The 21,993-nt window shown below is 74.0% G+C and carries 16 protein-coding genes (1 of these 16 only partly in view); 4 read left to right on the top strand and 12 right to left on the bottom strand.

Annotated features, from left to right (window positions below):
* Positions 1–740, top strand: partial view of a phosphoenolpyruvate--protein phosphotransferase gene (ptsP, locus tag ACQPW6_RS36875; protein WP_433894089.1) — the 3' portion only. The gene continues 931 nt to the left of window position 1, outside the view; only the last 740 of its 1,671 coding nucleotides appear in the window; its start codon lies beyond the left edge, outside the window; it ends in the stop codon at positions 738–740.
* A gap of 28 nt (positions 741–768) precedes the next feature.
* Here ptsP and ACQPW6_RS36870 read toward each other — a convergent pair whose 3' ends face one another.
* Positions 769–1,656: a hypothetical protein gene (locus ACQPW6_RS36870; RefSeq protein ID WP_433894088.1), complete on the bottom strand. Its 888-nt coding sequence runs from the start codon at positions 1,654–1,656 to the stop codon at positions 769–771.
* A gap of 280 nt (positions 1,657–1,936) precedes the next feature.
* Positions 1,937–3,967, bottom strand: a complete 2,031-nt coding sequence (locus tag ACQPW6_RS36865) for an acetoacetate--CoA ligase (RefSeq protein WP_433894087.1) — start codon at positions 3,965–3,967, stop codon at positions 1,937–1,939.
* 384 nt (positions 3,968–4,351) lie between these two features.
* Between ACQPW6_RS36865 and ACQPW6_RS36860 the strand changes: the two genes are divergently transcribed.
* Positions 4,352–6,712, top strand: a complete 2,361-nt coding sequence (locus ACQPW6_RS36860) for a glycoside hydrolase family 31 protein (protein WP_433894086.1) — start codon at positions 4,352–4,354, stop codon at positions 6,710–6,712.
* Between the two features lie 23 nt (positions 6,713–6,735).
* Here ACQPW6_RS36860 and ACQPW6_RS36855 read toward each other — a convergent pair whose 3' ends face one another.
* From ACQPW6_RS36855 to ACQPW6_RS36835, 5 genes are all read right to left on the bottom strand, one after another.
* Positions 6,736–7,254, bottom strand: coding sequence for an NUDIX domain-containing protein (locus ACQPW6_RS36855; protein WP_433894085.1), 519 nt, complete (start codon positions 7,252–7,254; stop codon positions 6,736–6,738).
* Positions 7,255–7,263: 9 nt separating this feature from the next.
* Positions 7,264–8,535 carry an adenylosuccinate synthetase gene (locus ACQPW6_RS36850; RefSeq protein ID WP_433894084.1) on the bottom strand — a complete coding sequence of 424 codons (1,272 nt, stop codon included), beginning with the start codon at positions 8,533–8,535 and terminating at the stop codon, positions 7,264–7,266.
* 81 nt (positions 8,536–8,616) lie between these two features.
* Positions 8,617–9,522 carry a hypothetical protein gene (locus ACQPW6_RS36845; protein WP_433894083.1) on the bottom strand — a complete coding sequence of 302 codons (906 nt, stop codon included), beginning with the start codon at positions 9,520–9,522 and terminating at the stop codon, positions 8,617–8,619.
* An 86-nt stretch (positions 9,523–9,608) separates the two neighbouring features.
* The gene (locus ACQPW6_RS36840; protein WP_433894082.1) at positions 9,609–10,670 is read right to left on the bottom strand and encodes a molecular chaperone DnaJ; all 1,062 of its coding nucleotides are present in this window, start codon (positions 10,668–10,670) and stop codon (positions 9,609–9,611) included.
* On the bottom strand, positions 10,667–11,635 hold the full coding sequence (locus ACQPW6_RS36835; protein WP_433894081.1) for an NUDIX hydrolase: 969 nt from the start codon (positions 11,633–11,635) through the stop codon (positions 10,667–10,669). The genes ACQPW6_RS36840 and ACQPW6_RS36835 overlap by 4 nt, the downstream gene beginning before the upstream one ends.
* A gap of 128 nt (positions 11,636–11,763) precedes the next feature.
* Here ACQPW6_RS36835 and ACQPW6_RS36830 point away from each other — a divergent pair, with 128 nt between their 5' ends.
* Positions 11,764–12,129: an Mpo1-like protein gene (locus tag ACQPW6_RS36830; RefSeq protein WP_433894080.1), complete on the top strand. Its 366-nt coding sequence runs from the start codon at positions 11,764–11,766 to the stop codon at positions 12,127–12,129.
* A 153-nt stretch (positions 12,130–12,282) separates the two neighbouring features.
* On the opposite strand, the gene ACQPW6_RS36825 is transcribed toward ACQPW6_RS36830, so the two are convergent.
* The 4 genes from ACQPW6_RS36825 to ACQPW6_RS36810 all read right to left on the bottom strand — a co-directional run bounded on the left by ACQPW6_RS36825 (position 12,283) and on the right by ACQPW6_RS36810 (position 16,421).
* Positions 12,283–12,891, bottom strand: coding sequence for a GTP-binding protein (locus tag ACQPW6_RS36825; protein ID WP_433894079.1), 609 nt, complete (start codon positions 12,889–12,891; stop codon positions 12,283–12,285).
* Positions 12,892–13,006: 115 nt separating this feature from the next.
* Positions 13,007–13,399, bottom strand: coding sequence for a DUF742 domain-containing protein (locus ACQPW6_RS36820; RefSeq protein ID WP_433894078.1), 393 nt, complete (start codon positions 13,397–13,399; stop codon positions 13,007–13,009).
* Positions 13,400–13,428: 29 nt separating this feature from the next.
* A complete protein-coding gene (locus ACQPW6_RS36815; RefSeq protein ID WP_433894077.1) occupies positions 13,429–13,851 on the bottom strand; it encodes a roadblock/LC7 domain-containing protein in 423 nt (140 codons plus the stop codon).
* The gene (locus ACQPW6_RS36810; RefSeq protein ID WP_433894076.1) at positions 13,848–16,421 is read right to left on the bottom strand and encodes a sensor histidine kinase; all 2,574 of its coding nucleotides are present in this window, start codon (positions 16,419–16,421) and stop codon (positions 13,848–13,850) included. Before ACQPW6_RS36810 ends, ACQPW6_RS36815 begins: the two co-directional genes overlap by 4 nt.
* 164 nt (positions 16,422–16,585) lie before the next feature.
* Here ACQPW6_RS36810 and ACQPW6_RS36805 point away from each other — a divergent pair, with 164 nt between their 5' ends.
* Positions 16,586–16,984 carry a hypothetical protein gene (locus tag ACQPW6_RS36805; RefSeq protein WP_433894075.1) on the top strand — a complete coding sequence of 133 codons (399 nt, stop codon included), beginning with the start codon at positions 16,586–16,588 and terminating at the stop codon, positions 16,982–16,984.
* An 82-nt stretch (positions 16,985–17,066) separates the two neighbouring features.
* Here ACQPW6_RS36805 and ACQPW6_RS36800 read toward each other — a convergent pair whose 3' ends face one another.
* Positions 17,067–21,986 (bottom strand): hypothetical protein, encoded by a 4,920-nt coding sequence (locus ACQPW6_RS36800; RefSeq protein ID WP_433894074.1) that lies wholly within the window; start codon positions 21,984–21,986, stop codon positions 17,067–17,069.
* Between the last annotated feature and the right edge of the window lie 7 nt (positions 21,987–21,993).

Raw genomic sequence — 21,993 nt, 5'->3', positions numbered from 1 at the left:
GCCAGGTGCTGGAGGCGTTCCCCGAGGGCCGGGTCGTGGTGCGGGTGCTGGACGCGGGCGCGGACAAGCCGCTGGACTTCCTGACGCCGGCCGACGAGCCCAATCCGGCGCTGGGCGTGCGCGGGCTGCGCTCGCTGCTGGACCACCCGGAGGTGCTGCGGACGCAGCTGCGCGCGCTGGCCGCGGCCTCCGCCGGGCTTCCGGTGCATCTGGAGGTCATGGCGCCGATGGTGGCCGACCGGCAGGACGCGAAGGCGTTCGCGGACGCCTGCCGGGAGGCCGGCCTTTCGGCGAAGTTCGGCGCCATGGTGGAGATCCCGTCGGCGGCGCTGCGGGCCCGTTCGGTGCTCCAGGAGGTGGAGTTCCTCTCGCTGGGTACGAACGACCTGGCGCAGTACACCTTCGCGGCGGACCGGCAGGTCGGTGCGGTGTCGCGGTGGCAGGACCCGTGGCAGCCCGCGCTGCTGGACCTGGTGGCGTCGGCCGCGGAGGCGGCGCGCGCCGAGGGCAAGAGCTGCGGTGTGTGCGGGGAGGCGGCGGCCGATCCGCTGCTGGCGTGCGTGCTGACGGGTCTCGGTGTCACCAGCCTTTCGATGGGTGCGGCGTCGATTCCGTATGTGCGCTCGACGTTGGCTAAGTACACGCTCGCGCAGTGCGAGCGGGCGGCGGCGGCGGCGCGGGCGACCGACAGCGCCGACGAGGCTCGCCGCGCCGTACAGGGCGTGCTGTCCGGCGAGTGAGCCCGCGGCGCCGCTGCCGGTCAGTTCGTCAGCGGTGCCTCCTGCCTGGCGGGGGCGGTACGGGGATCCCCGCCCGGTAGCGGACCCCCGGCTCGGGCGGTACCGGCTCGCCGGTGACCGTGTCGGTGCAGTACGCGTCGAAGACCTCGGCCTCGGTGAGCGGGTGGAGCAGCCCGCCGCGCAGCGACCAGCCGCGTACGGTGTCGGGCTCGCCGTCCGCGGTGGTGCGCAGGACGATTCCGCCGGTCCGCGCGGTGACGGTGCCGGATGCCATCACCGTGCACAGCACGAGCGCGTCGGGCTCGGCGAGGTGGATCTCGCCGTCGGCTCCGGCATCGACGTGCAGGGCTGCGAGCAGCGGCGGGCCGTCCTCGGTGGGCAGGCTGCACACCACGTGGTGGGTGCCGGGGCCGACGGCTTCGACGAGTTGCAGCAGGGTGTGCGAGGCGCGGTCGAAGGCGCAGTGCGCGAGGTCGTGTCCGCAGTCGGGGCAGGGCCCGGCGTCCACCAGGGCGTCGCCGGCGCGTTCCCAGGTGGCGCGCCGGTCGGCCTCCCTGGCCAGTTCGACGCGGAGCAGGGACAGCGGTTGTCCGGTGTATCCGACGGTGGCACCGGTGGTGCCGACCTCGGCGGTGTAGCGCGCCCGGGTGGTGTGGGAGTCCGGTGGCCTGCGGGTGGTGGAGCAGTAGTCGGCGTAGCTGTCCGGGTCGAAGAGCGTGACGGCGATGTGGGTGCCGCGGGCGTGCAGATGGCGCAGCAGTCCGGCCATGCCGTGCAGATACTGTCGGTAGTCGGTGAAGGGGAAGCTGCGGTAGCCGGCCATCGCGGTGAAGTCCCGGTCGTCCAGCAGCAGCCCGACGACGGTGGGCGCCTCGGCGTGCAGCACCCGCCGGTATCCGCCCCGCCGGGCCGACACCGCACGCCGGCCGCCTTTCCTCCCGTTCCCGCTGCTCGTCCGCCTGTTGCCGGCCCGCCGGTCGCCGCCTCGCGCAGGGCCGCTCCGTCCACCGCGCGCTCGTCCCGACCGACCGGCCCGACTCCTGGTGCCTGCCATGGCTCCCCCTCTCCGCGGGAATCCCCGTGACTCCCTCATGCTCACTCATCGTAGTCGTCGGCACTGACAACGCGGCTCGGGAGCAGGATCGGTCCAGGGTCGTGACGGGGTCTCAGGGGCATGGAGCGGTGCCGCGCGCCCGCTACGGGCGGCTGTTCGCGCGCTCCGCGGCCAGCCGCTCGTAGAAGCGCAGCACCTCCAGGTCGTCCACCGATCCCGGGTTGACCGCGCGGTCGAGCGGGGCGCCCTGGAGCAGGCGCTTGACCGGGACCTCGATGCGCTTGCCGGTGAGGGTGTGCGGGATGCCGGGTACGGCGATGACCTCGTCGGGTACGTGCCGTGGCGAGAGCCCTTCGCGGATCGCGGCGCGGATCCGGTCGCGCAGCGGCTCGTCGAGCTCGGCACCGTCGGCGAGTTGGACGAACAGCGGCATCCAGTAGCCGCCGTCGGGCTGCTCGATGCCGATGACCAGGGACTCGCGGATCTCCGGCAGCCGGTCCACGACCTCGTAGATGTCGGCTGAACCCATCCGCACGCCCTGCCGGTTGAGGGTGGAGTCGGAGCGCCCGTGGATGACCACGGTGCCGCGCGAGGTGCGCGTGATCCAGTCGCCGTGCCGCCACACCCCGGGGAACATCTCGAAGTAGCTCTCCCGGTACCGCAGATCGCCCGGGTCGTTCCAGAAGCGGATCGGCATCGAGGGCATCGGGTTGGTGACGACCAGCTCCCCCACCTCGTCGACCACCGGCCGCCCTTGCGCGTCCCACGCCTGCAAGTCCGTTCCCAGGCAGGGGGCCTGAAGCTCGCCGATGTACACCGGGAGTGTCGGCACGCCGCCGGCGAAGCAGCTGCACACGTCGGTGCCGCCGCTGATCGAGGCGATCCACAGGTCGGCCCGCACCTCGTCGTGCAGCCAGCGGAAGCCGTCGGGCGGCAGCGGTGATCCGGTGGTGGCCACGCAGGTGACGGCCGACAGGTCGTGGTCGCGGGCGGGATGCACGCCGGCCTTGCGGCAGGCGATGACGTAGGCGGCTGAGGTGCCGAAGACGGTGCTGCCGGTCTGCTCGGCGACTCGCCACTGGGCGTCGATGGCCGGATACCCGGGGCTGCCGTCGTAGAGCACGATGGTCGCGCCCGCGAGCAGTCCGGAGACCAGGAAGTTCCACATCATCCAGCCGGTGGAGGTGTACCAGAAGAACCGGTCGCCCGGACCCAGATCGAGGTGCAGGCCGGTCTGCTTGAGGTGCTCCAGCAGGATGCCGCCCTGCGACTGGACGATGGCCTTGGGCAGTCCCGTGGTGCCGGAGGAGTACAGCACCCACAGCGGGTGCTCGAACGGCACTGGTTCGTAGGCCGGTTCGGGATCCCCGGCGACCAGGTCGGCCCAGTCGAGGGCGCCCCGCGGCGCCGCCGTACCCAGCAGCGGGATGTGCACGGTGGCGCGCAGCGTGGGCAGTTCGGCCCGCAGTTCGGCCACCACGGCGGTCCGGTCGTGCTGCTTTCCGCCGTAGCGGTAGCCGTCCACCGTGAACAGCACGACGGGCTCGACCTGTTGGAAGCGGTCGAGCACGCTGCGGGCGCCGAAGTCGGGGGCGCAGGAGGTCCATACGGCCCCGACGGCGGCGGTGGCCAGCAGTGCGACGACGGCCTGCGGGATGTTGGGCAGGTAGCCGCTGACCCGGTCGCCGGGGGTGACGCCGAGCCGGCGCAGCTCGGCGGCCAGCGAGGCGGTCTGCCGGCTGAGTTCGGACCAGCTGAGGGTGCCGACGTCCTGCTGCTCGCTGCCGCGCTCGTCCAGGTGCAGTACGGCAGGCTCGGCGGCCCGCGCCGGGTCTTCGGCCGGCCGCAGCGCGTGCTGTGCGTAGTTGACGGTGGCGCCGGGGAACCAGCGGGCGCCGGGCATCGAGGCGTCGGCGAGCACCGCCTCGTACGGGGCGCCGAACCGCACGTCGTACCACTCGGTGATCGCCCGCCAGAACGCCTCGGGCTCGCGCACCGACCAGGCGTGCAGCGCGTCATAGCTGCCCTGCGGGTCGCCGGGGAGCGCGGCGGGGGCTCCGGCGGCGCCGGCCGCCCAGTCGTGGAAGCGGGTGAGCTGTGCGCGGGCGACCCGCTCGGGTCCCGGGGTCCACAGGGGTTCCGGGACGTGGTCGGGCTCGGGCGTGGTGCTCATGGGGCGGCTCCCGGACGGTACGCGTCATTGCGTGTGGGCGGCGGCGGTCGGTGTCCGGCGGCGCTGGGCCGGACCGGGTCTGGCTGGGGCGGACGGCTGAGCTTCGGTCGGCGGGGCTGGTGGGCTGGCGGCGGGTCGGCGTGGCGGGTGGCGGCGGGTCGGTGCGATGGCCTGCTGTGCTCGGTCGGTGCGGGCGGAATGTCCTGCCGCGGGTTTGGGCAGGACGATGCCATGTGATCGTCTTCGGCGCCAGGGCGGGTCCCCGGCGGCGGCGCGTTCACCCGGGCGGGGCCGGTCGTCCACCGCGAGGAGGAGACCGCTCTTCAAGGTGAACACCGGCTGAACGGACGGCGCGCCGGGCGGCGCCGGTGGAAGGGTGGGGGCATGGATGCTGGGGACCTGCTGCGGTCGGTGCGGATGGCGGGTTCCCCCGCCGGGTGGCGGGCGGTCCGCTCGGCGTGGCGGCGGCAGCGGATCGACGCCCGGGATCTGCCCGGGCGCGGGCCGGAGCGGGCCCGGGTGCCGGGCGTGGCGCTCGACGCCGAGCCGATGCCGGGCGGCGGCACCGTGCGCTTCACCCGCTCGGTGCTCCAGGTGCGGGTCGCGGTCGGCGGCGCGGTCTTCTGCGGGTGGGACGGCGCCGGCCCCGAGCCGTCCTACGCCCTGGTGGACGGCTGTCCCGAGCCCGACCCGCGGGCGCTGCTGGAACCGGACAAGGACGGCTGGCGGGTGGTGTCGGAGCGGGTCACCGTCCTGATCTCCCGGTACGGCGCCGTGGAGATGCGCACCCCCGGCGGGCTGCTGCTGCGCCGCGAACTGCCGCCGCGCTGGTGGGACCCGGCCGTCCGGCAGGACGGCGCCGTGGCCCGCTGGGTGCAGCGGTCGGAGACCCCGGCCGACGCGCGGGTCTACGGGCTCGGCGGCCGGGCCTCGGGACCGCGGCTGCCGGCCGGCGGCTACCGGCTGTGGAACACCGACCCGGGCGGCTCGTTCCAGCCAGGCGACGACCCGCTGTACATCACGATGCCGGTCCGGCTGGTCGTCAGCGACGCGGGCTGCCATCTGGTCTTCCACGACAACACCTGGGACGGCCGGGTCACCCTGCGGGACGGCGAGGTCGGCGCCGGCTCGGGACACGACCGGTCGGGCGGCAGCGAACTGCGGATGGACGGCGGCCCGTTGCGCTACTGGGTGGTAACCGGCACCCCGGCCCGGGTGCTCGCGGGCTGGACGGCGCTGACCGGGCGGCCCGCGCTGCCGCCGCGCTGGGCGCTGGGCCCGCAGCACTCCCGCTGGGGCTTCGGCAGCCAGGAGGAGGTGCGGAAGGTCGCGGCCGGCTACCGGGACCGCGGGCTGCCGCTGTCGGTGCTGCACCTGGACATCGACCACTTCGACGCGCACCGCGTCTTCACCGTCGATCACGGCCGGTTCCCCGACCTGCCGGGACTGGCCGCCGAGCTGGCCGAGCAGGGCGTGCGGCTGGTGTCGATCGTCGACCCCGCGGTGCACGCCGAGCCGGGCGTGGCCGCGTACGACAGCGGCACCGCGGCCGGCGCCTTCGTGAAGGACGCGCGGGGCGAGGAGGTGCGGGGCGTGGTGTGGCCGGGCGAGGCGGCCTTCCCCGACTTCACCAACCCGGCGGCACGGGCCTGGTGGGGCGGGCTGTACGCGGAGCGGGTCGCGCAGGGCTTCGCCGGGGTGTGGCACGACATGAACGAGCCGGTGTCCTTCGCGGCGTTCGGCGATCCGACGCTGCCGCTCTCGGCCCGGCACGCGCTGGAGGGCCGCGGCGGCGACCACCGCGAGGCGCACAACGTGTACGCCCTGATGATGGCCAGGGCCGGCTATGAGGGCCTGCGCGGACTGCGGCCCGAGCAGCGGCCGTTCCTGTTCTCCCGGTCCGGCTGGGTGGGCATGCAGCGCTACGGCGGCAGCTGGTCAGGGGATGTGGCGACCGGCTGGCCGGGGCTGCGGGCCTCGCTGGCCCTGGTGCTGGGGCTCGGCCTGTGCGGGGTGCCCTACTCGGGGCCCGACGTGGGCGGGTTCACCGGCACGCCGTCGCCCGAGCTCTATCTGCGCTGGTACCAGCTCGGCGGCTATCTGCCGTTCTTCCGCACCCACTCGGCGATCGACGCGGGGCGGCGCGAGCCGTGGCAGTTCGGCCCCGAGGTGCTCGAACACGCCCGCACCGCGCTGGCCGAGCGGATGCGGCTGATGCCGTATCTGGAGACGCTGGCGAACATCGCGCACCGCACCGGCGCCCCGTACGTCCGCCCGCTGTGGTGGAACGCGCCGGGCGACCGGGCGCTGCGCGACTGCTCCGACGCCTTCCTGCTCGGCGACGCGCTGCTGGTCGCGCCGGTTCTCGAACCCGGCTCGCGCTCGCGGGCGGTCCGGCTGCCCCGCGGGCTCTGGTACGACACCGTCACCGGGCAGCCGCACCGCGGTCCCGCCCAGGTGCTGCTGGACGCGCCGCTCGGCCGCATTCCGGTGCTGGCCCGGGCCGGCGCCGTACTGCCGGTGGCCGGGGCTGACGGCGGCACCGAGCTGGAGGTGTGGGCGCCGCGGCTGGGCCGCACCGGTGGCGGGATGGTGTGCGTGGGCGATCCGGAGGGCTGGGTCAGGCCGAGGATGGAGCGCTTCGCCACCCGCTGGGCGGACGGCGAGGTCGTGGTGGAGCGGGACGGCAAGGGCGCGGGAAAGCCGGTCGGCTACCCGGTACGGGTGCGTGGCACAGCGGTGTGACCGCCTTCGGTCCTGCCCGGGCTCTATGCGGGCCGGGGCGGGTAACTGCCCTCGAACCAGCGGCGGACCGCCGTCGTGTGCAGCGGGAAGCCGAGGTCCGCCGGGGCGTGCAGCAGCTCGTAGCCCTCGGTCTCGTCGGTGGGCGCCGACGGCGGCAGCTCGCTCGCCGGGCGGACCGGCAGCAGTCCGAAGAGCAGTAGATAGCCGCCGACTTCGTCGGTGAGCGCGTCGGCGAGTACGACGTCGGCGGTCGGCGCCTGGATGCCGGTCTCCTCGACCAGCTCCCGGGTGACGGCCTGCTGCCAGCTCTCCCCGTAGTCGATGAAGCCGCCGGGCAAGGCGAGTTGGCCGAGCCGGGGCTCGATGCTGCGGCGGATCACCAGCAGCGCGGTGCCGTTGGCGTCGGAGACCGGCAGCAGGGCCACGGCGACCGGCAGCGGATTGCGGTAGCTGACGGTCCCGCAGGCGGGGCAGGTGCGGGGCCAGCCCGCGTCGGCGGCGAACGGGGCGCCGCAGGTTGAGCAATGGGAGTCCTTGGGCACGGCCGGACCCTATCCGATCGCCGCTGCCGCGGCCCTCTTGAGTATCTGCCGGGTCGGCCCGCTGGACTCGATGAGGACGGGCGCGCGGAGCAGCGCGCTGATGGCCTCGGTCCACCGCCGGGGGTCACGACCCGGGGTGTCCCACAGCGCTGGGCGGGCCCGCAGCAGCCGGCCGGTCAGCTCGGCCTGCCGGTCCAGATCACCGGCCGCGCCCGGCGTCAGCCGTTCGACCAGCCGGCCGTCGATGCCGTAGCCACGGCAGATCCGCAGGCCCCTGCTGCGGGCGGGCGCGTCGAGGTGGGTGACGGCGAGCGCGTCCACTCCCCCGCACACCTCGACCGCGTAGGCATGGGCCACGGCGTCGAAGTGGCCGATCCGGAACGCGCCCTGCCAGCGACCGTCGCCGTTGTGCGGCTCAGGCAGCAGCGGGGTCAGCTCCGGGTCCTCGGTCACCAGCGGTCCCGGACCGTGCCGGGTGGTGTACGTCCGCACGACGCCGAGCCGGCGGGCGCCGTCCGTCGCGCCCGCCTCGGCGAGCAAGGTTTCGGCATTGCCGAAGGTGGTGGTGGACCAGGTCGTATACGGGTGGAAGCCGTGCCACTCGTCGAGCAGCACGCCCTGCGCGCCCTCGAAGACCACCGGGCCCTGCCGCAGCAGGCTCTGCAGCCGGCCGCCGTCGGTGAGCTGGACGGTCCGCGCGAAGGCGAGATACGCCGCTGCGCAGTCGTCGATCGGCGGCACGGACAGCCGGCCCAGCTCGTCCGTCAACCGGTCCCGCAGCAACCGCAGTTGGCGCAGCAGCCGCAGCCGCGAGGTGCAGTCGCCGACGGTCGGCGCGTCCTGCGGGTGGGCCAGGGCGTAGGCCGCGCACTCGCCGACGCCCATCCCGCAGGAGCCATGCCGCTCGGCCCCTCTGGCCTGCTCACGCAGCCGGTTCGCGGCGGCGTGATACGGCGTGCTGAGCGGCGCCGCCCGATCGACGCTCAGCAGCCGGTACGGGTCGGGGACGCCGAGCGAGCGCAGATGGTCGGCCTCGGCGGCGAGCGCGAGCGGGTCCACGGTCATGAACCGAGACAGCTGGGTGGGCACACCCCGCAGCGTGCCGGAGCCGAACTGGGCGAAGGTGTGGTGCCGCCCGTCGGCCGTGACGACGTTGTGCGCGGCCTGGGCGCCCCCGTTGAACCGGACCACCGCCGCGACATCGCCCTCCTGGCAGAGCCGATCGACAACGGCGCCCTTGCCGGCGTCCCCGAAGCCGAGGTCCACCACGATGGTGTGCATGCTTCTCCTTCCGTTGCGCGATACGCGATGCGCAGAAATCGGGGCGCGGGCTGGGTAGAGCGGGGCATGGATCGGGGGCGGCTAGCCGAGCGCCCTGGCCACGGACTCGATCGCGGTGGACCCGATGTCACGCAGGTCCGCGAGGCCGGCCGCCAGGTCGATGGCCTCCTCGCCGAGGCCGACGGTGACGGCGATGGTCTCGCAGACCGCGTCGACGTCGTCGAGCTCGATGACGTTCTGCCCGAGCAGCTTCCGCCAGACGGCCAGGACTTCGGGGTTCCCGGCATACGCGGTGTCGGCCGGCAGGATGTAGTACACGTGGTAGCGGCGCTTGAGTTCGCCGAGGATCTCGGTGATCGGTATGTCCCGGGTCAGCTGGTCGCCGAGTACGGACCGCACCTCACGGGCCTTGACCTTGCCGTACGGCATCTCGTCGCCGATCAGGAACAGATAGCCGCGACGGCCGCGCTTCTCGTGGCAGTCGAGGGCGGTGTGCCGGGCCATGGCGTAGAGGGCGAGTTCGTACGACTCGCTCATCTGGCCGCCGCCCCCGCCTTCGAGCAGGATGTTGCCGAGGTCGTCGTCCATCCGGTTGTCGGACTCGAACTGGCCGAGTTGCAGCGGCACCCGGTCGCAGGTGGCGTCCCCGACCCCGCCGAACATGATCTGCGGGTCCTCGGTGTAGCCCTTGCGCAGCAGCAGCCCGAACAGGTCGGGCAGCTTGGTCTGGAGCGCCCGCGGCACGCCGCCCATGGAGCCGGTGACGTCGAACAGAACGGAGATGGCGAGCGAGTTGGGGTGCTCGGCGCTGTCCCGGCTCTCCCGGACGGTCAGCCCGTGCGGGTCGAGCGAGGGGTGCGCCTGCCAGGTGTGGCGGGGCGCTGAGGCGGTGACGCGGTCGCTGTAGGCGAAGGCGCCGTCGCCCGAGGCCGCGCGGTAGCGCGCGGCGGCGTCGTAGACATTGGTGGACCAGCTTCCGCTGCCCATGGTGTTCCCCCTTGCTGAGTCCTGCTGGGTCTTGGTGAGTGACGGTGCTGTGCGGCGCCTTGCGGTGCGGTGGTGCGGCCCGGTGTTCAGCCGGCGGCCGGCATGCTGAACGGGCGGAATTGGCGCGGGCCGTAGAGCCGGTCCAACACCTCGTCGAGTTCGGCGAGCAGGTGCCAGGCGTCCTGCGGCCGCTGGCTCTGCGAGCGCAGGGTGCAGCCGCGCAGGAAGGCGCGCAGCGGACCGGGCGCGCGGTCCCCCATCAGCCGGGCCATGCACCGCGAGGCGAGGTGGATGTCGGTGGCCTCGGTCGCGGGCAGCCGGTCCCGCATCTCGGGCGGCCAGTCCTCCCCGTACCGGTCGATCAGCACCGGTATATGGGTGCCCATGGCGGTGGCATAGCACCAGTCCGCCAGTACCACTCCGTGCAACTCGGGCTGGATCAGGACGTGTTCGGGGTAGACCGCGCCATGCACCAGCCGGGCCCGGTGCGCCCAGCCCAGCGCCGTCAGCAGCCGGCGCCATATCCAGGCGGCGTCCCGTGCATCGACTCCGCCCGGGTGGGCGGCGGCGACCTCGGCCAGGGTGTGGAATCCGGCCAGCGGCGCCAGGGCGTTGACCCGGCGTTCGCTGCCGTCGGCGGCGCGGTGCCGGAAGCTCTCGATCAGGGTCGGCGCATACGCCCGGTGCCGGGGCTCACCGACCGTGGTCAACCGGGTCAGTACATCCGCCTCATGCTCCATCAGATCGCTGTCGCCGGGCCGCAGCGGGATCTTCAGTACGGCATCGCACCGGTCGCCGTCCTCCTCGTATCGCGCGCTGCGCAGCGCCGCGAGATCACCGGTGGCCACCGTGCCACCGAGCCGGTATTGCCGTTGCGGGCTGGTCACCACATCAGCCGCGTCGCCCTCTCGGTTGTGCCAGGCGGCAGTGAGCCGGGCAAAGGCGGCGGTGGCCTGGTCGGTGCGGCCGGGCGGCGCGGTGTCGGGGTGCAGCAGCCGGGCCAGTCGCCGGTAGTGCCTGGTCGCGCCTTCGGCATCCGCCGGGAACCCGCCGCCGAGCGCGGCCACGGCCTCGTCGAAGGTGCGGATCGCCGTTCCGTCGTGGACCGCACTGCCGTCATAGAGCGCCGTACCGTCGTCGATGGTCATCGCACGCTCTCCTCCCGGTCGGGGCGGAGCAGCGCGGGATGCAGCAGACGGGCGTCGCCGGCGCGGTAGAGCCGGGCGCGCGGGCCGCCGCGGCTGCCGGCGCGGGAGGCGGTCTGTCCGGTGGACTCCACGAAGCCCGGCACGGACAGCACCTTGCGGTGGAAGTTCCCGGCGTGCAGCGGCGCCCCCCACACCGTCTCGTACACCGCCCGCAACTCGCTGATGGTGAAGGTCTCACCGAGGAAGGCGGTGGCCAGCGGGGTGTACTCGATCCGGCTGCGGGCGCGTTCCAGACCGTCGGCCAGAATCAGCCGGTGGTCGAAGGCGAAACCGCTTTCTTCGTCCCCGCTCGCGGCGGCCTCGGCCGACCGCCCGGCACTCCTCGCGGCATTCGTCGCGGCATCGGCGTCCGACCGGTCGGAAGCGCTGGATTCAGGGGGCCGGCGGCCGGTACCACCCCCGTAGATTCCGGTCCGCCGACCCTGCTCAAAGGGACGCCGGGCCGTAGTTTGCGGTTGCTCCGCGCCGGAGATTGCTTCCAGCGGCAGCCAGGCCGCGCCCGCCGCGTCACTGCCCGCCTGAGCCTCGGGCAGATCGGGGGCGAAGGCGAGGTAGGCGACCGACACCACATGCATGCGCGGATCGCGGTCGGGCGCGCCATAGGAGCCGAGCTGCTCCAGATGGACCCGGTCGAGCACGGCAGCGTCGAGGCCGGTCTCCTCGGCCAGTTCGCGGGCCGCCGCCGCGTCGAGCGACTCGCGTCCGGCCTGTACGAACCCGCCGGGCAGCGCCCACCGGCCGGCGAACGGCGGGCCGCCGCGCTCGACCGCCAGCACATGCAGCAGGCCGGCCCGCAGCGTCAGCGCGACCACGTCCACGGTGACCGCGATCGGGTCGAACGCCCGCGGGTCGTACTCCGCGAGGAACTCCCGCTCACGCTGTCCGTCGTCCTTCGCGTTCGTCATGACCCGGCTCCCCCTGACATGCCTGCCCGTCCATCCTCGAAGTCATTCTCACTTCGAGTCTTTCTCGATACGAGAAGAACGTAACACGGCCTCCTGACAGCCGCAAGACCCGCCGCTACCCTTCGGTAATGGCGAAGCAGACGTTCAGCACTTTCGAGGACTTCTGGCCCTACTACGTGGCGATGCACTCCAAGGCCGCCACCCGCTGGGTCCACACGCTCGGCACCCTCACCGGCCTCGCGGTGACCACCTACGGGCTGGCCCGCGGCCGCCGCCGGTACGCCGCGGCGCTGCCGCTGATCGGCTACGGGACGGCCTGGCCGGCGCACTTCCTGATCGAGAAGAACAACCCGGCCAGCTTCGGGCACCCGCTCTGGTCGCTGCGCGGCGACGCGAAGATGATCGGCACCATGCTCGCCGGGCGGGACGTGGAGCTGGCCGAGACCGCGGCCAAGTGGCTGAGCGAGCACGGCGGCGGCCAGGACACCGACTGAGACACCGGCCGCGGATCCGGCCGGGACACCGACCGCGGTCCGGCCGCGGATCCGGCCGCGGATCCGGCCGCGGATCCGGCCGCGACACCCGGCCCGGGAAAGACTGAAGGCCCGGTCGTCCACGACCGGGCCCCGCGGTGGTTGGTGTCTCGCTCAGGTGGCGGCCGGCTCCCGCTGGACCGCCGCGAGCTGCGCCGCGTGCTCGACCACGCTGATCAGCACCCGCTTGGCCGAGTCCCGTTCCCGCGCGTCGCACAGCACCACGGGCACGCCCTTGTCCAGGTCCAGGGCCTCGCGCACGGTGTCGGTCGCGTGCAGTTCGGCGCCGTCGAAGACGTTGACGGCGACCGTGAAGGGTATGCCGCGCCGCTCGAAGTAGTCGACCGCGGCGAAGCAGTCCTCCAGCCGCCTGGTGTCGGCCAGCACCACCGCGCCCAGCGCGCCCTGCGCCAGCTCGTCCCACAGGAACCAGAACCGGTCCTGTCCCGGGGTGCCGAAGAGGTAGAGCACCAGGTTCTCGTTGAGCGTGATCCGGCCGAAGTCCATGGCGACGGTCGTGGTGCTCTTGCCCTCCACGCCGCCGAGGTCGTCCACCGGGCGGCCGGCCTCGCTCAGCGGCTCCTCCGTGCGCAGCGGGCGGATCTCGCTCACCGCGCCGACCAGCGTGGTCTTGCCCGCGCCGAAGCCGCCGGCCACCAGCAGCTTGAGCGCCACCGGCTCCACGGCGGTGGGTTTACGACGACGGTCCGAGCGGATGCCCATGGTCTCTTCTACTTCCCTGCGTACGTGCGGACTCGGCCGGCCTGTGCGGCCGGCCCTTCCCTGCTGGATGAGCTCGGAGCGCCGGCCGGACGGGATCACCGTCCGGTGCCGGCGCCTACAGCGCGCGCAGCCCGTTGATCACCTCGCGCAGGATGCTCTCGTCGGGCAGTTCGGCCGGCGGCACGGGCGCGTGGATGTGCACGTGCGCGGCCTCCAGCAGATCGCCGACGAGCACCCTGACGACCCCGACCGGCAGGTCGAGGTCGGCGGCGAGCTCGGCCACCGAGGTGGCCTGCACCTGGCAGCGCTCGACGATGTCCAGGTGCTCGGGTGACAGTGTCTGGTCATCCTGCGCGCCCGGCTCGCCCACGTCGGCCTCGGTCACCACCAGGGCGATCAGGTCGATCTTCTTCTCGGCGGCATGGCTGGTCCGACCACGCGTCATGGCGTAGGGCCGTACCACCGGTCCTGCCGCGTCGTCGTACCAGCGGTTCGATTCGGAACTCATGTCGCCAGTCACCCCGTTGTCATCTCGGCTCAGCCGCTGAGCGCCGTGCCACCGGCGCCCCGCGGCGCGCTGCCCAGGTGCACGCCCACCCGCTTGACCAGGAGGGCCATCTCGTAGGCGACCTGGCCGACGTCGGAGTCCGCGTCGGTCAGCACGGCGAGGCAGCTGCCGTCGCCCGCGGCCGTCACGAACAGGAACGCCTCGTCCAGTTCGACCATCGTCTGCCGGACCCGCCCGGCGTCGAAGTGCCGTCCGACGCCCTTGGCCAGGCTGTGGAAGCCGGAGGCGACCGCGGCCAGGTGCTCGGAGTCCTCGCGGGTCAGTCCTTCGGAGGAACCGACGGCCAGTCCGTCCCCTGACAGCACCAGTGCCTTGCGGATACTGGCGACGCGGGTGACCAGGTCGTCGAGGAGCCAGCTCAGCTCACGTGTCGGGTTCGATGGTGCGGTCATCGACCGTTCCCCTCAGGTGTCGTTCTCGGTACCGATGTCGATGGGTCGTCGTCAACTGGCGGAGAGTCGGCCAGTCGACGGCCGCGCTGCCAGCCGCGTTGGAGTGAGGCCATCCGGTCGCGGACCTCGTCCGCGGACCTCTCCCTGCCGCCGGAGTCCCCGGCCGCTTCGGCGGCCTCCCTGGCCGCGTCGGCGCGCAACTGCGGTGCCAGGCTGGCCTGCCGGACCCGGCGGGGCAGTACGGCGCCGGTCCGCGCGGTGGGCTGCGGCGCGCCCGGCGGCGTCTCGGACGCGGCCTGCGCCGGCTGGACGGCCGGGGCCGGCTGGTGGCTGCGGCCGAGTGCCGGGGCGCCGCCGGCCGGCGGGATCTGCGGGTCCGCCGGTGCCTGTTCACCCGGCAGCGCCGGCTGTCCTGGGACGGACCGGCCGCGGTCGGAGACCAGCACCGGCGCGCTCCGGCTGCGGCGGCGCGGCAGCGGCACCGGGCCGTCGAAGTTCGGGTCGCCGACGCCGGGCAGCGCGTCCGGGTCCTCGGAGTGGGCGGCGTGCTCCTTCTGCGACTCGTCGGCGACGCCGTCAAGTCCCCACTGCCGGAAGGTGTGTTCGGTGTCGGCGGCCGGCTCGGCGGCGCGCGGCGCGGGGAAGTCGCCGATCCGGGTGCCGCCGGTGTCGTCGCCCGCGTCGCTCAGCAGGTTCGCCGGGATCAGTACGACGGCGGTGGTGCCGCCGTACGGTGACTGCCGCAGCGAGACCCGCACGCCGTGCCGCTGGGCCAGCCGGCTGACCACGAACAGTCCGAGCCGGTCGGTGTCGGACAGTTCGAACTCGGGGGTCTCGGCCAGCCGCAGGTTCGCTTCGAGGAGCGCGTCCGGAGTCAGTCCGAGGCCGCGGTCGTCCACTTCGAGGACGAAGCCGTTGGCGACCTGCTCGCCGTGCAGCCGTACTCCGGTGTGCGGCGGCGAGAACACCGCCGCGTTCTCGATGAGTTCGGCCAGCAGGTGGGTGAGGTCGGCGACCGCGGAGCCCGCGACGGCCAGCCGCGGCAGCCGGCGTACCTCGATCCGCTCGTAGTCCTCGACCTCGGCGATGGCGGCGCGCGCGACGTCCATCAGCTGGACGGGCTTGCGCCACTGCCGGGACGGGGCGGCTCCGGAGAGGATGACCAGGCCCTCGGCGTGCCGCCGCATGCGGGTGGTCATGTGGTCGAGCCGGAAGAGGTCGGCCAGTTCCTCGGCGTTCTCGGTGCGCCGCTCCATCGCGTCCAGCAGGGTCAGCTGCCGGTGCAGCAGGACCTGGCTGCGGCGGGCGAGGTTGACGAAGACGTCGGAGACGCCGTTGCGCAGGTCGGCCTGCCGGACGGCGGACTCGACCACCGCGCGTTGCAGGGTGTTGAGTGCCTTGCCGACCTGGCCGATCTCGTCGTCCGCGTACTGCAGCCGCGGGACCTCGGTCTCCACGTCGACCTGTTCGCCGGCCGACAGCCGCCGCATGACGCGCGGCAGCCGGGTGCCGGAGACCTCCTGGGCCTCGCGGCGCAGGCCGGTGAGGTCGCGGATCAGGCTGCGGCCGATCCGTACCGAGACGAACAGCGAGGCGATCACGGCGATCAGGCCGAGTCCGCCGACGAACGCGGCCTGGATGATCGTGGTGGTGGCCAGCGGCCTGGCGTGCTTGCCGAACCGCACCGAGGCGGCGGCGTTGAGCTTGCCGATGTCGGTCATCGAGGCCGTGGCGACCGAGGGCCAGGACAGGTGGGCGGCCACCAGCGGGGCGCCGGTCGCGCTGCTCGCGGTGATCGCGTTCTCGGCGGCCAGGAACTTCTTGCCGCCGTCGCCCTGCCAGTACGTGTCGTAGGGCGCGCGCTCGTCCGCCGGCAGCGTCTTGAGGTTGTCGTCGAAGTAGTTGCGCCGCTGGGCGACGGCGAAGGTGAAGGAGCGCAGTTCGGCGGCGCTCATGTGCCCGGTGCTGATCGCGGCGGACATCAGCGCGTCCTCGCGGCTGGCGTCCTCGCCGGCCTTGTTCAGTCCGACGACGGCGCGGCGCTGGCTGTCGAGCGTCACGTCGTCGAGCGGGTTGAGCTGGTCGAAGAGGTTGAACGCCGGGGTGACCAGGCTGTTGTACGAGTCGTAGGCGTCGTTGCGGGCGACGTGCCCGGCGTTGATCCGCTGCCGCAGCGAGGTCACGCCGCCGACGGTGTCGAGGAAGTCGTCCAGCCGGTCGGCCGAGAGCTTGTCCAGCGAGCCGCGGATGCCGCTCGAGGCGATCCGGGTACGCATCTGGGCGATGGCCGTGTCGGTGGCCTGCTGCTGTTTGTCGTAGGCGATCCGGGCCTCGGAGTCATTGGGGTCGGCCACGTAGAGCAGCCCGAGCTTGCGCTCGCGCTGGATCGCCTGCACCACACCCTCGGTGGGGTAGGCGACATCGTCCACCACCCGCTGGATGTCCGGCCGGTCCAGCACCGCACGCATCGTGATGGTGGCGGCGAAACCCCAGATGACGGTCAGTGACACCAGAGGGATCAGTAGCAGCGCCACGATCTTCCGGCGGATCGTCGTACCGCGAAAGCGCATGGCCTCCCCAACGTCTCCCCCGTGCGGGGGCGTCTGTCGCGTTTAAACGGCGCGAGCCTACTACTGCATCCGGGGTAACTCGAAAGCGCGTCCGGTGGGTTGGGCAGGTCTGCGCCGAAACGTACCCCGGAATGCATCACCAACTTTCGGGGCAGCCACCTTGTATGGAGTTCGAACGCGACACGGTATGGGAGCAGGAGACCGTCCCGACCCCGCGGATGCCCGATCCGGTGCGGGCCGCGGCGGTTCGGGCGGTGCTGATCGTTTCGGTGGCACTGATAGAGGCGGTGATCGCCGCGCTGATGGCGGCCGGGCACTCGCTGCTGTCCGCGCCGATGATGCTGTTCACCATCCTGACCAGCGTGGTCGCCACCTGGTCGGTGCTGGACGTGTGGGTGACCCGGCAGGTGTGGAACCAGCGCAACGGGGTGGTGTCCAGCCCGAGCAGCGCGGCCCGGGCGCTGCGCAGGGAGCGCCGCAGAGCGCGCCGGGCCGCCCGGACGGCGGCCAGGGAAAGCCGCGGACGCCGCCATGGGATACTCCGGCATCTGCACGGCGTCTGACCGGCGGGCGGCCGGTAGGTGACAACCGGGCGGTAACCGGAGGGCGGTGAATTCACCGCTGGCAATAACCGGACACCTGAAACTACTGACCGGACACAGGTTCGAAAGCCGGTTCGGGCGGGCGGCGGAACATCCTGGTCGCGGTGATTTCTCCGTGTACCTGCTCGCCGTGCGGGTCGGGTACCGGCAGGCCGGGCCGCAGGTGCTCCTCGACGCTGATGTATTTCAGCCCGGCCCGCAGGTCCGCGTCATTGCGCAGCCGCACCACCAGCGGGAATTCGGCCAGCGCGGTGGTGTCGAACAGGCCGGTGGTGTAGATCAGCTGGACGCCGAGCGCGTCGGCCACCGCCCGCTGGAGTTCCAGCAGGTAGGTGGCGTTGGCGCGGCCGATGGGGTTGTCGAGGAAGAGCGTGCCGGCGTGCCGCTGCCGGTCGCGGCCGCGGTCGTTGCTGCGCAGCGCGGCCATCGTGCAGTACAGGGCGATGGCGGCGGTGAGCAGCTGGCCGCCGGAGAAGACGTCGCCCATCTGCCCGACCGGCACCCGCTCGGCGCGCAGCACCGCGTCGGGTTTGAGGATCTCCACGGCGATGCCGCGCGGTTCCAGGGCGGCGGCGACCGCGCGCAGCAGCAGGCTCATGCCGTCGCGGCGCAGGTCGGAGTTCTTCCGCACGGCCGACCTGGTCGCCTCGTCGATCACCTCGCCGAGCCGTTCGCTCAGCACCGCCTGGTCGGGGTCCTCGAACCGGATCCGCAGGAACTCCTGGCCCGACCACTCACCGAGGCCCTCGGGCAGCCTGGACAGCCGCTGGGCCGAGCGCAGGGTGGCGAGCGAGGACTCCACCAGGCCGCGCAGCCGGTCCACGATGCTGTCGCGGTTGCGCTCCAGCTGGCCGAGCTCGTCGGTGAGCACCCGCAGCCGGGGGGCGAAGGCCGCGGCCCAGGCCGCCGCGTGCTCGGGCAGCGCGGCACCGGGCAGTTCCCTGATCTGCTGCCTGGCGGGCGTCCTGACCTGCTCGTAGCGCACGGAGTTGGCGTGCCGGACGAGGACGTCGCCGGCGTCGCGGAGCCGGTTCTCCGCGGTGGACAGATCGGCGGCACAACTGCGCAGGGCGCGGCGGGCCTCGGTGGCGGCCTGCCGGGCCTCCTCCGTACTGCCCGGATACGGTTCGGGCTCCTCGTCGGGCGCGGCGGCCTGCTGGGCGCCTTCCCGCAGCAGGTCGCGGAGCATCGCGGCGATCTCGTCGAAGCCGCCGGCCGCGTCCTCGGCGGCCCGGTGGGAGTGCACGATGTCGGCGTGCGCGGCCGTGGCCACCTCCAACGCGTCGGTGCGGGAGGCCAGTTCGGCGTTGGCGGCGCGCAGCAGCTGCTGGGCGTGCTCGGCGTCGCGCGGCAGCAGCTCCGCGGCCAGCTCGGTGTGCGTGCCGCCGCCGGCCGGAGCGAGCCGCTCGGCCTCGCCGCGCAGCCGGCCCAGTTGCTCGCTGGCGGTGGACGCGCGGGATTCCAGGGTCTGTACGAGCTGTTCGGCGCGGGCCGCGGCGGCCTGCCGGGACGGGCCGTCGGCGCCGTCGGGGCCTTGGAGGAGCTGGGCGGCGCGGGTGCGGACCTTGTTGGTGAGGCGTTCGAGCTCGGCCAGTGCGGCGTTCTCGGTGCTTTCCGCGCGGGCCTGCTCGGCGCGCAGGTCGGCGCCGACGCCGACCTGCTCGTACACCTGTGAGGCCGCGTGATACGCCTCGCGCAGCGCGGGCAGCGACTCGGCGGACGGCGCCTCGGTGCCGCCGTCCGTGCCCTCCTCGGGGGCGCCGGCGATGTCGGCGCGCTCCGCCCGCAGGACGCGGGCGGTGCGGCGGGCGTCGTCGGAGCCGCGCTGGGCGGCGCGCCGGTCCTCGTCGGCGGCGCGGGCCAGCGCCAGGCATTCTGCCGCGCGGGCCTCGGACTCGGCGGCGTCGGCGGCCAGTTCGCGCGCCCTTCGCTGCCAGCTGAGGCGTTCCCGCAGCCGGTGGGCCAGGCCGGCGAGGGCGTCGGCGCGGCGGCCGCCCTGCTCGGCCGCTGCCCGGCGCCGGTCGTCCTCCGCGGCGGTCTCCGCGGCGGCGGCTTCGGCGGCGGCGCGTTCCTCGCGGCGGGCGGCCAGTTCGGCGCGGGCCCGCTCCGCGGTGTCCCTGGCGGTGGCGACGTCGGCGGCGAGTTCGGCGAGCCGGCCCTGCGGGCAGGCGGCGCGCCAGGACGCGAGGCCGGCGGCCAGCGTCCGGTCGTGGGCCAGCCGGGCGGCGAGCGCCCGGATCTCCTCCTCGCGGGCGGTCGCCCTGGTCCGCAGTTCCTGCCGCTCGCCGTCCGCGGCGAGTTCGTCGTGCATCGCCGGGTTCGGCGGGACGAGGAAGACGTCCCGTTCGGCGCCGGCGCCCGGCGGCGGGGCGAGCAGCGCGGCGGACGTACCGACGGCCACGGTGGAACGGGGCAGCAGGGCCGCCTGCGCGAGCACCTGCTTGGCGCGCTGGTAGGTGTCGGGGTCGGTGACCACGACCCCGTCCACCAGCTCGGGCCGGGCGGAGAGCACCACGGCGTGGTCCACCGGGTCGACGGCCTGCGCGAGGTAGCGCCAGCCGGGCAGCGCGGGAATCCCGTGCTCGCCCAGGTACTCCACGGTGGCCAGCACGTCGGGTCCTGGCGGCAGCAGGCCGCCGTCGCCGAGCGCGCCCAGGATCCGGGTGTCGTCCGCGGCGGCGGTCCGCAGCTCGAAGAGCTGCCGCTCGGCGGCCGCGACCGCGCCGTCGAGCAGCTCCCGCAGCGGCTCGGCGAACCCGTCGAGCTCATCGGCGCTGAGCACCCCGCTGCCGGCCCGCCGCTGCCGCCCGATGATGCTCCCGGCCGCGGGATCCGCGTCCTGACCGGTCGCTTCGTGAACGGTGGCGGGCTCGTCGGCGGCGGAGGTCGCGGTGCCCGGACGCCCGCCGGTGCCGGACGGGGCCGGGGCGGTGCTCGGCCCGGGGACGCGGGCGGTGAGGCCGCCATGGCCGGACGAGGGCGGGGAGTCGGCAGAGGCGACGTCATGATCGCCGGGCACGCCCGGGGCCTGGACGGACGTGGCGGTGTCGCCGCCCGGACCGTTCCCGGCGGCAGACGGGGAAGTCGCCGGGGACGGATTGCGGGCCGGGGGAACGGCGGCGGGGAGGCTGAGGAGGGCGGAGAGGCGGGGGTCGGTGGCTACCGACGTCGCGGCCACCGTGGCCGCCGTGTGGGCGGACTCCGCCGTGCTCAGGGCGTCGGCCGCGCGGGCCGCGGCGAGTTCGGCGCGGGCCTCGGCGGCGGAGGCGTCGCGGGCGCGGGCGGCGGCGTCGCGGGCGGCTTCGGCCGCCGTGCGGGCCATGGCCGCGGCGGCGCGTTCGGCGTCGGACGCGGCGAGAGCGGCGCGGGCCGGGTCGGAGTCCGGCGCGGAGTCGTCGAGCCAGCCGGCCTGGACCGCCTCCGCGGTCTCCTGCTCGACCTCGGCGAGCCGCTGCCCGAGGTGGCCGCCCTCGCTGCGGGCGCGCTGCGCGGCCGTCGCCGCGTCGGTCGCGTCGCGGTGCGCGGTCTCCGACCGCTCCTGGAGCGCGGCGGACCGCTCCTCCTCCTCGTCGGCCTGCTGTTCGGCGCGCGCGGCGGCGGCGTGCAGGGCCCGTACGAGGTCGGCGGCGGCCGTGGTGCGGGCGGCGAGTGCGGGGGCCGCGTCCCGTTCGGCCTCGCGGATGGCCGCGGTGACCCGGGCCAGCCGGTCGCCCGCGGCGCGCTGCCGCAGCACGGTCTCGGCGGTCTGCCAGGCGGCGTGCAGCGTCCGCGCGTCGATCAGCTCGCGGCGCAGCCCGGCCGCGCCCTTGTCGGCGGCGGCCAGCGCCAGCGACGCGTGCCGGTAGGCGAGTTCCGCGGCGATCAGCCCGCTCCCGGCGCGGGCCTGATCGGCGTCGGTCACCGCGTGCGCGGCGCGCGCCATGTGCCCGCCGAGCTCCTCGGCCCGGCCGCGTTCCTGCTGCGCGCGGGCGGTGAGCCTGCGGGCCAGCGCACGGGTGCGGCGTTCCGACTGGGCGTGGACGCCGCGCGCCTCGTCACGGGCGGCGGCGCCTTCGACGATGCGTTCGAGCAGGTCGAGCGAGCCGCCGGTGAAGTCCCGTTCCGCCGTCAGCTCGGCGCGCCGGCCGAGCTTGCCGGCGAATCCGTGCACCAGGTCGGCGAGGCCGTCGGTGTCTCGGGTGTCGGTGACGGCCCGCAGCAGCAGGTCGGTGAAGTCGGAGTCCTTCTTCACCGCGAAGAGGCCGGCCGCCTCGCCCTCGTCGGCGTTCATCTCCCGCTGGTAGCGGAAGAGTTCGGGGTCGAGCCCGAGGTCGCCGAGGTGCTCGTTCCACCGGTCGTGGATCTCCTCCCAGGCCACCTCCAGGTGCGGGTACGCCTTCCCCGCCTCGGTGAGGGCGTCCCGGAAGCCCTTCATCGTGCGGCGCCGGCCCCGCGCTCCCGACACGCCCTCGACCGGCGGCCGTACGGTGCTCGCCTCGGCGACCGGCAGCGAGTCCAGGCTCAGGCCGGGGCCCGGCCGGAACGAGTACCAGGCCTCGGCGAACTTGCGCGGGTCGGAGGACACCTGCCGGCCGCGCCACTCGCTGACCTTGCCGACGACGACGAGCTCGCCGGTGATGGTGTGCTGCCATTCGAGCGCGACATGGCCGCAGTCCTCGGCGAGCAGGAACTTGCGCAGCACGCCGGAGCTGGCGCCGCCCAGCGTGTTGCGGTGGCCGGGCAGCATCACCGAGAAGATCAGCTTGAGCAGGACGGACTTCCCGCCGCCGTTCTCCAGGAAGAGCACCCCGGCGGGGGCGGGCCGGCGCGGCGGCCCGGCCGGCTCGTCGGCGAAGAACTCGCCCTGTGCCGGGGCGGGCTGCGGCACCGGTTCGCCCACACCGCGCAGGTCGAGCACGGTGTCGGCGTACCGCGCGCCCGCGGGCCCGATGGAGTAGAGGCGGAGTCGGGAAAGCTCGTACATCAGCGGA

Source organism: Streptomyces sp. CA-111067 (genome assembly GCF_050956065.1).
Taxonomy (GTDB): domain Bacteria; phylum Actinomycetota; class Actinomycetes; order Streptomycetales; family Streptomycetaceae; genus Actinacidiphila.
The sequence above is the reverse complement of the archived record's forward strand: the minus strand, read 5'-3'. Positions and strand labels throughout refer to the sequence as shown.